The sequence below is a fragment of the Terriglobia bacterium genome, assembly GCA_020072565.1.
GTDB lineage: Bacteria > Acidobacteriota > UBA6911 > UBA6911 > UBA6911 > JAFNAG01.
The window spans coordinates 1-9,193 of record JAIQGI010000103.1; the positions used below are offsets into that span (position 1 = coordinate 1).

At 62.7% G+C, this 9,193-nt stretch carries 3 protein-coding genes; 1 reads left to right on the top strand and 2 read right to left on the bottom strand.

The window, feature by feature from the left end; translation table 11 throughout:
• Positions 1–367: 367 nt before the first annotated feature.
• Together LAP85_28790 and LAP85_28795 are read right to left on the bottom strand one after the other, a co-directional pair.
• Entirely contained in the window at positions 368–2,905 is a 2,538-nt protein-coding gene (locus tag LAP85_28790; GenBank protein ID MBZ5500411.1) for a SpoIIE family protein phosphatase, read from the bottom strand.
• Between the two features lie 87 nt (positions 2,906–2,992).
• Entirely contained in the window at positions 2,993–6,040 is a 3,048-nt protein-coding gene (locus LAP85_28795; GenBank protein ID MBZ5500412.1) for a hypothetical protein, read from the bottom strand.
• A gap of 372 nt (positions 6,041–6,412) precedes the next feature.
• On the opposite strand from LAP85_28795, the gene LAP85_28800 reads away from it, so the two are divergent.
• Entirely contained in the window at positions 6,413–8,941 is a 2,529-nt protein-coding gene (locus LAP85_28800; protein MBZ5500413.1) for an ABC transporter permease, read from the top strand.
• The last annotated feature ends 252 nt before the right edge of the window (positions 8,942–9,193 follow it).

Genomic DNA, 9,193 nt, shown 5'->3' on the forward strand with positions numbered 1-9,193 from the left:
ATGCAGAGCCGTACAGCGATACTGCACCTATGACAAACGGAATCGCCCCAACTTTGTCTCCGCAATGGAAGCGATCCTGCGGAAAACAGCTGGCTCTCCTTAACTTGACGCGCATGCCTTACAGGGCTCTCTTTGTTAATGGCCCTCCATTCCCAGGGCTCACGCCCTGGGCTGCGGAATGCGGACGCCCCTCTTGGGGCTTAGGCCCTTGCTCCTGGTACGCTCAAGACGATTCCAATCACCCTTATTTAAGCGCCATTCACGCGTGTCCCCGAAATGCATCGTAGGCGCGGGCGGCCCGGCAAAGACTATTTTCGAAGCAGTCCCCATGCGTCGTGCCGCAGCCGGGCGCAGGGGTGACTGTCCCTCAGTCCGGGGGAGTGGCTTTGCAGACGACGATCGTGAGATCGTCGGCCGGCTTCATGCCCTCGGTGAAATCCCAGAGGGCCCGGCGGACATGCAGAACGATGTGCTCGGCCGGCTCGTCCTGATGAGCCCGGATGACCTCGAGGACTCTCTCCCCCTCAAAAGCGCTGCCGTCCGGAGCTTCACTCTCAGTAATGCCGTCGGTAAGAAGCACCACCAGGTCCCCGGGCCCAAATTCCACGCTTGCACCGTCGCCGTACGTGCTGTTGGGGAAGAGGCCCAGCGGGAAACCGGTGCTGTTCAGGACAGCCTTGAGTGCGCCGGACCGGTCAAGGAGGTAGCCGGGAGGGTGTCCGGCATTGGTGTACACCAGGCGCCGCGCCGGCGCATCGATATAAGTGAGCAACAAAGTGACGAAGCTGCCCGACTCCAGATCAGCGTGGAGCCATTTGTTGACAGGATCAAGGATCTGGCTGAACTCAGAGCGCGCCTGGCAGAGAGAGCGCACAAAGGCGCGCGTTTCCGACATAATGAGCGCGGGACCGAGGCCGTGCCCGCAAACATCCCCGATGACGATGCCCAGTGCGCCGTTCGACATGTCCAGGTAGTCGAAGTAGTCTCCGCATGTGGCCTCCGCAGGGAACACCGCGCCCGCAATGTCGAAGCCCTCGAGCTGCGGCGGCTGCTCGGGGTAAAGCTTCTTTTGCACCATCGCCGCGTAGTGCATCTCGATCTCCCGTTCCTCCGTCCTGATGCGTTCCGTGACGTCTTTGAGGAGCGAGACGAAGTGGGTGACCCGTCCCTCTGAATCCTTCATCGGCGTGATGGTCTGCTCGGCCTGGTACATGTCGCCATTCTTCTTTCGATTCGTGATCGTCGACCGGTAGACCTCACCATTGAGCAGTGTTTTCCAGAGCTCCTGATAGTGCCCGGGACTGTATTTCCCGGATTTGAGGATGCGGGGACTGTTGCCCAGGGCCTCTGCGCGGGAATAGCCGGTGGTCGCCTCAAACGCAGGATTCACATACTCGATCATGCCGTCACGATTGGTGATAAAGACCGTGTCCGCGGTCTGCTCCACGACATTGTATAAGCGCTCCAGTGCCTGCTGCTGTTTCCTGCGCTCGCTGATGTCGCGGAACACAACCACTCCTCCCGCCGAGGCGCCGTCCTCGTCCACCAGCGGCGAGCCGCCGACGCTGATCCATACACCGGCGGGCACGCGGGGATTGCGGATAAAAATCTCCTCCTCCCGCACCTCCTCGCCCCGCATGGCCCGCGCCAGAGGCAGCCGATCCGACGGAAAGGGCGTCTGAGTGTCAGGGTAGTAGCAGCCATAGGTCGATGACCATTCGGATGGACTTACGTCTTTGAGCCCGATGCCGAGAATCTTCTGGGCGCAATCGTTGAACAGGAGGAATTTGCCGTCGGTGCCGGCGACGACCACCCCCTCGGTCAGACTGCGCCAGACCGACCCGAATATCCGGTCCTGCTTGCGCAGGGCGTGGTCACGGGACCACTTGGAATAGAACAGCCCCAGCCCGCTCAGTGCTTCCCAGAACAGGAACACGCCTATGCCGAGTGCCAGAGGCAGCCTGGTAAGGTAGCCCGAGAGGAATGCCTCCGTGGGCTGGCCCAGAAGTTGCCAAGCCTGGCCGCCCAGCACGATCGAGCGCACGAACACCTCTCCTCCGCGTGCGCTGCCGTTTTCCCAATCCGGAGAGGAGTCAATTACCTCGGTCTTCCCGGCCACATCGTTGTCCACCAGCTGAAATCGTACGCGGGGCGGGCCGCCCCCCAATAACAGCGATTCCTCGACGATATCCTGGGCACCCAGCACAAAGACAACAAATCCCTCCAGCTGAACCTGCGTGCCGGAGCGCCGGGCCCTGGTCTCCCGATAGACGGGCACGAGGGCGAGGACCCCTCTCGGGGAACCCGGTTCCAGCTCCAAATCGACAGGATCGGTAAGCGTGATTTTCTGCGTCTTCGCTGCGAGGGTCAGCGCTGCTTTCCGGACGGGATCCGAGGAAATGTCGAATCCGACCTTGCGCTCGTTGGGTCCAAAAGGCTCGACATACAGGACCGGGTAATATTCTTTCTGTGGTGGGGCGGGAACCATCTTGCCCTGCGGGGCCTGCATCCGGATGCGGTATCCCTGGAAGCCTTCCGCGCGGGCGGACCGTTCATGCTCCTCGCGCCGGCTTGCTGCAACGCGCGGGGCCCACTCCAGCGCATGGATGGCAGGATTGCCCTCGAGTATGTCACGGGTGAACGTCCGGAAATCCGCGCGCGTCATTTTTCCCTGCGCGCTGATAAACGCCCGGACATGATGCAGGTCCTCGGTTATGTCATAGACTTCCTTTTGAAGCAGGGCCGCGCGCTCGGACATGTGCGTTTCGAAAGCCATGCGTGCACTTTGCTGCTCGACCCGGGAGGCCGCCCGGAAGGTAATCCAACCCAGGAACGGTCCCAACAGCAGAAAGATCGACCCTGTGACCCACCCGATTCCATGCACCCAGGACGCCTTGATTCCCAATGCTGTTTCCCTCGAAGACCAACGCAGCATTAACGCAGCTGAAGGTGAACCGGGATCTGCGTTCACCTGCATGCATCTAAGGTAATTCTACCTGCCGCCCAGGATTTTATCGAGCGCGGCGATACGCTCGTCGAGTTCCTTGCGGAGCGCGTTATGGCGCTCGATCGCGTCGCGGCCGGTCTTCTGGTCCGCGCTGTTGGTCATGCCGTAGAGATAGGTGATGTGTGCCTGCAGCTCGGGCTTGCCGTAGCGCACGGCCGGTGTGATCAGGTGCGACGCCAGCTCGTTGAGCTTCGCCAGCGTATCGACCGAGGCCGCGGCTGCGCCGCGCAGGCTCCTCTGCGCAGCCTGAAGCCGCGCAACCGCCTTGTTGACGTCGCTCACGAGGTCGCGGACGCGCATGTTGTGCTCGAACTGCTCACGCAGATCCGCGACCGTCACGCCGTCCCTGGTCACGCGCGGATCCTCGATCACCGCGAGCGGCTGCATCGCGCTCCACGAGCCGGCGGTGAGCCGCACGGAGTAGTTGCCTGGCACGGCCATCGGGCCATTCGGCCCCTCCGGACGTGCCTCGCTCTGCCACGGCCCCGGATAACGAAGGTCCCACGTGAAGCGGTGCATGCCCGCGCTCCTGTCGAGACGCGCGGGTACGCCGCGCTGGCGGGGTCCGGTCTCATCTTCGTTGACGGGCGCCTCGGCCGCGGGCGGCTGGCCGGCGGCGACGGCGCTCGAGATCTTCCGGACGACCTTGCCGGTGCCGTCGAGGATCTCGAGAGTGATGTCGCCCGCGGGCCCGGCGGCGAGGTAGTAGTCGATCGTTGCGCCTGGGGGCGGATACTGCGGGCCCCCTCCGCGCCCGCCGCCGCGCGCGGAGCTCCGGACCGCATCGCGCGGCTTGAACAGGATTGCCTGCGCTGCCGCGGACTGGCCGCTCAGCTGGTGCAGCGGCGTAAGGTTGTCGAGGATCCAGAACGAGCGCCCCTGCGTCGAAAGCACGAGGTCTTTGTGCGCTACCCTGATGTCCGTGACCGGCGTGGCCGGCAGGTTCATCTGGAACTTCTGCCAGTGAGCGCCGTCGTCGAACGAAATGTAGATCCCGAATTCCGTGCCGGCATACAGCAGCCCCGCGCGGTCCGGGTCTTCGCGCACCACACGTGTCGGCTCGTCGGCGGCGATCCCGTTGTTGCCGTCCGTGAGCCGCGTCCACGTCCTGCCGAGGTCATCGGTCCGGTAGATGTAAGGTGCGAAGTCGCCGAGGAGATACCGGTAAATCGCCACATGCGCGGTCCCGGCACGGCGCGGGCTCGGCTCGATATTCTGCACGCGGCCGCCCGGCGGCAGCCCCTTGGGTGTCACGTCGGTCCAGGTCTTGCCGTCGTCCCGCGTCACAAAGACGAGACCATCGTTCGATCCCGTCCAGATCACCCCTTTCTGCACGGGCGACTCGCGAATCGAGTACAGCGTGCTGTACACCTCTTCGCCGGTGCCGTCGAGCGTGATCGGCTCGCCGCTGTAGCCCTGCGTGCCGGGCGGGTGGGCCGTAAGATCCTGGCTGATGCGCTCCCAGGTCACGCCCTCGTCGCGCGTGCGGTGGACATGTTGCGAGCCGTAATAGAGGACCCGCGGATCGTGAGGCGAAATCTCCATCGGCGACACGCGCTGGAATCGGTATATAAGGTCGCTCCCGGCGTTGCCGTAGAGCGACTGCGCGCCGACCCAATATTGCTGCTCATTGCCTGTGGTCAGGTTCAGCCGGCTGAACTGGCCTTTGCAGGAGCCGTACACGACGTCCGGATTCGCCGGATTCGGCATGATCGGCCCGGTTTCGCAGCCGGGGCCGCTGCGGAAGTCCTGCCCGTTGCCGAGCGGAAGGCTCGGGACGATGACCGTGTTGCTGTCCTGCTGCGCCCCATAGACCCGGTAGGGATACTGGTGGTCCACCGCCACCTGGTAGATCTCGGCCGTGGGCTGGTTGAGCTGCGTGCTCCAGGTCCGCCCGCCGTCGAGCGACACGTTCGCGCCGCCGTCGTTTGCCTGGATCATGTACTGCGAGTTTTTGGGATTGATCCACACGTCGTGGTTGTCGCCGTGCGGCACGGGCATGGTGCGGAAAGTCTTGCCGCCGTCGGCGCTCCGGTACCAGCCCTCGTTTCCCACGTAGACGACATCGGCGTTATTCGGATCCACGCCCAGGGTCGTATAGTAGAAGGGGCGCGTGATCAGCGATCCCTGGCCGTTGATGAGGGTCCACGTCGAGCCCGCGTCTTCGGAACGATAGAGCCCTGCGCCCGGCTTGGCTTCGATCAGCGCGTAGATGCGATTCGGGTTGGCCGCGGGGATGGCGACATTGCTCCTGCCGAACAGCTTGTCCGGCAACCCCGCAGCCAGCTTCGTCCACGTGTCTCCGCCGTCGGTGCTCTTGTAGATCCCCCCTTCGAGCGCGCCGCTGATGATCGTCCACGGCTTGCGCTGCGCGTGCCAGATCGACGCGAAGAGGACGTTCGGGTTGCCGGGCTGAAGCTCGACGTCGGCCGCGCCGGCGCTGTCGGAAACGAAAAGGACATTTTTCCACGTCCTGCCGCCGTCGGTGGTGCGGTAGACGCCGCGCTCTTTGTTCGGCGCGAACGGGTTGCCGCATGCCGCCACATAGACGATGTCGGGATTGGCCGGATGGACGCGCACCGTGGCGATCTGCCCGACGTCGCGCAGCCCGATGAACGTCCACGTCCTGCCGGCATTGGGGGACTTGTAGATGCCGCGCCCGATCGAGACGTTGCTCCGGATTTTCGAGGAGCCGGTGCCCGCATACACGACGTTCGGGTCCGACAGCGAGACTTCAATGGCGCCCATCGAGCCCACGGCGAAGAACCCGTCAGACACGTTTTGCCACGTGCTGCCGGCGTCGGTAGTTTTCCAGACACCGCCGCCGGTGGATCCCATGTAGAAGGTGGCGGGCTGCGACGGCACGCCGGTGACCGCAGTCACGCGGCCGCCGCGCAGCGGCCCGATCATGCGATAGCGCATGCCCGACCACAGCGATGAGTCGTAGGTCGCGCGCTGAGCGCCCGCCGCGAGAGTGAGTGCCAGTACCAGGAGCGCGGCCGCGGCCGCGCAGCGGATCGTGTGTCTGTTCATCATTACTCCTCCCCATGGCAGCGTAGAAGAGGGGATTATAACCGCAGATACACGCCGGTGGGCGCAGATATTCCGCATCCACCCCCTAGCCTGGATTATCCATGAATGTGCGATCCAAATGCAGTTTTAGATGCGGAAAAACGCTGACAAACGCCGACGGTTCGATCCTGGTCGGCGTGCGAGCGTTCGACAGCCCGTTCCGGACCAGCAGGACGGCAAAAGCTCCTACCCGTTTATCCGCGTCCAATTTTGTTGCTTTTCACGGGCGTGCGGTTCTGCTTCAGGAATAATTCAGGCTAGCGGAACCGGGAGACACACAAAACCGCCTTTGTGGGCCTCTGCGGTCTCAGCGCCCTCTGCGCTGAGATTTTCTTGATGCCGCTGTTTGACATGCCGCCTGCTGCGGCTTACGATCGGGCCACCGCTATTGTGACTCTGAGGGTCAACATGGTGCTCACACTTCAGGACATCCGATATGGCGCCCGGCAGCTCATGAAGTCGCCCGCGTTCCTGGTCATCAGTGTACTGATCCTGGCGTTGGGAATCGGCGCCACCACCGCGATCTTCAGCGTGGTTGATGCCGTCCTGTTGAACAAATTTCCCTACACGGATCCCGATCGATTGGTGATGCTGTGGGAGAAGAATCCCGCCCTGGGCGCCTTTGTGGGCGACCGGGTGCAGACGAATTACCTCAATTTTCAGGAGTGGAGAAAACAAAGCACCAGCTTTGAAGCCATCGGCGGTTTTGAGGACGCGAGCTTTAACCTCACCGGAGGCGATCGGCCGGAACTGATTGCGGGCGCGCGCGCATCGGCCAACCTGTTCACGGTTTTCGGCGTAACCCCGCTACTGGGAACCTCATTCGATTTTGCAGAGACGGATCCCGGGAGGAGCCACGTGGTGCTTCTGAGCTACTTTTACTATCAAAGCCACTTCGGCGGCCTACCCGGCGTCCTCGGCCGCGCACTCACATTGAATGACGTGACTTACACTGTCATCGGCGTCCTTCCTGCCGGCTTTTATCTCCCCGCGACGCGCGAAGGGGCCGAGCAGCGCAAGCCGAGGCTCTGGATTCCTTACGATCTTTCTCAGACGCGGAGCGCCGATGATCTGACCCGGCGCAAAATACAGGTGTTCGGCCGGTTGAAACGGGGCGTCACGCTGGAGCAGGCCCGCGAAGAGATGAGTGCCGTGGGCAAGCGCCTCGAAGAGCAGAATCCGCTATTAAACGCGGGCTTCGGGACCAACCTGTTTCCACTTTATGTCGAGGACGTCGGCAGGGAGCTTCGGCACAACCTGTTCCTGCTGTTTGCCGCGGTCGGATTTGTGCTCCTGATCGCCTGCGCCAACATTGCAAATCTGACGCTGACACGCGCGGTTTCGCGGCAGAAGGAGCTCGCCATTTGCAAGGCGTTGGGCGCCACCCAGCTCCGTTTGACGGCGCAACTGCTCGTCGAGAGCCTCATGCTCAGCGTCCTGGGCGGCGTGCTGGGTTTGCTGCTCGCGCACTTCGGGATTCAGGCGCTGCTGGCGCTCAAGCCGGCCGGCATTCTCCGCCCTGAGGGGATACACCTTAATGTGTTTGCTCTTTTGTTCGCGAGTGCCGCCGTGATTGCCGCCGGCGTGCTCTCCGGCCTGATGCCGGCGCTGCAGGCCATCCGGTTCGAAGCGAGCCCATCCTTGAGACAGGCCGGCGCCATCGGCCTGGCGCGGGACCCGCGCCGGCTGCGAAGACTCCTCGCGATTACAGAAGTGGCGCTCGCGGTCGTCCTTTTGACCGGGGCGACTTTCATGGCGAGAAGCCTGTTACTCGTCATGGGGGTGGATCCCGGATTCCGGCCGGATCACCTGCTCACCATGCGCCTGAACCTGCCGGCATCCAGATATGCGAACAACCAGCAGCTCGCCGCATTCTGCCGGCAGGTCCTGGAACGGGTTTCCACCCTTCCAGGAGTCAAGGCCTCCGCCTTCTCCGACGGCTTGCCGATGATCCGCATCCGCATGATGAGATTCCTGGTGGAGGGCCGGCCCATCCCGAAGCCGGGGAGCGAAACGACGGCGGATATGCGCGGGATCACCACGCCGGATTATTTCGGGACGCTCGATCTGCCGATTCTGAAGGGCAGGAACTTCACCCGGGATGAGATTGACAGGGGACTTCCCGTAATCATCATGAATCAGAGCCTAGCAAAGAAACTCTGGCCCGACGAAGATGCGATTGGGAAGCGCATTCGCAGCGTGACTCAGAAGCCCGGAGCGGAGCCGGCATGGCTGACCGTCATCGGCGTGGTCAAAGACGCCAGGCAGCTCTCACTGGAGGCGGGCACCCGCCCCGAAATCATCAGGCCCATGCTGGATTACACCATTCTGACGCTCAGCCTGCGCACCGTCGTGGAGCCCGGTCTGCTGACTCCCGCGGTCGAGAAGCAGGTATGGTTTTTCGACAAGGACCTTCCGGTGTACAGCGTTCGAACCATGCAGGACATCGTGGACGACAGCTTCGGGCAACGCCGGTTTGATTCGGTCTTGATGGTCACGTTTGCGGCCGTGGCACTGATCCTGGCGGCGGTGGGCATCTATGGTGTGTTGGCATCATTGACGAGCCAGAGAACGCGGGAGATCGGCGTGCGCATGGCACTGGGGGCGCGTCCCGGCGATGTGCTCAGGATGATCCTGCTGGATGGGCTCAGGTTGGCGGCACTCGGACTGCTGGCCGGGATTGCGCTGGCGGCGGTATTGAGCCAGTGGCTCGCCGGCCTGTTCTTTGGCGTGAGCCCGGAGAATGTCACCACCTACGCGATTGTCTGTCTGGTGATGGCGCTGGTCGCGCTGGCCGCCTGCTATCTGCCCGCCCGCAGAGCGATCAGAGTCGATCCCACCTCGGCCCTGAGAGCCGAGTAGCGGCCCCCTCATACCCTGCCCGCATACCTATTGAAACTCATGAAATATAGTGACATATGAAAATTCCCGGTCCCGAAGATACGCGGCACTCAATCAAAAACCTATCTCGGATTATATCAACGCAGTCTCCCATGCACCGGGGGTGCACCCAGGTGCATGAAAATGTTATTGTGCCCCGTAAGGCTTGCGATGGACGAAGGTCGTATTCTCTGTGATGCTTTCGAGCTCGAAACGCAGTCTGACCTGGTCGCC

What these genes read in the sequence shown, in the direction of transcription:
- LAP85_28795 (MBZ5500412.1), bottom strand. Translation starts at nt 6,040, where the DNA reads ATGAACAGACACACGATCCGCTGCGCGGCCGCGGCCGCGCTCCTGGTA.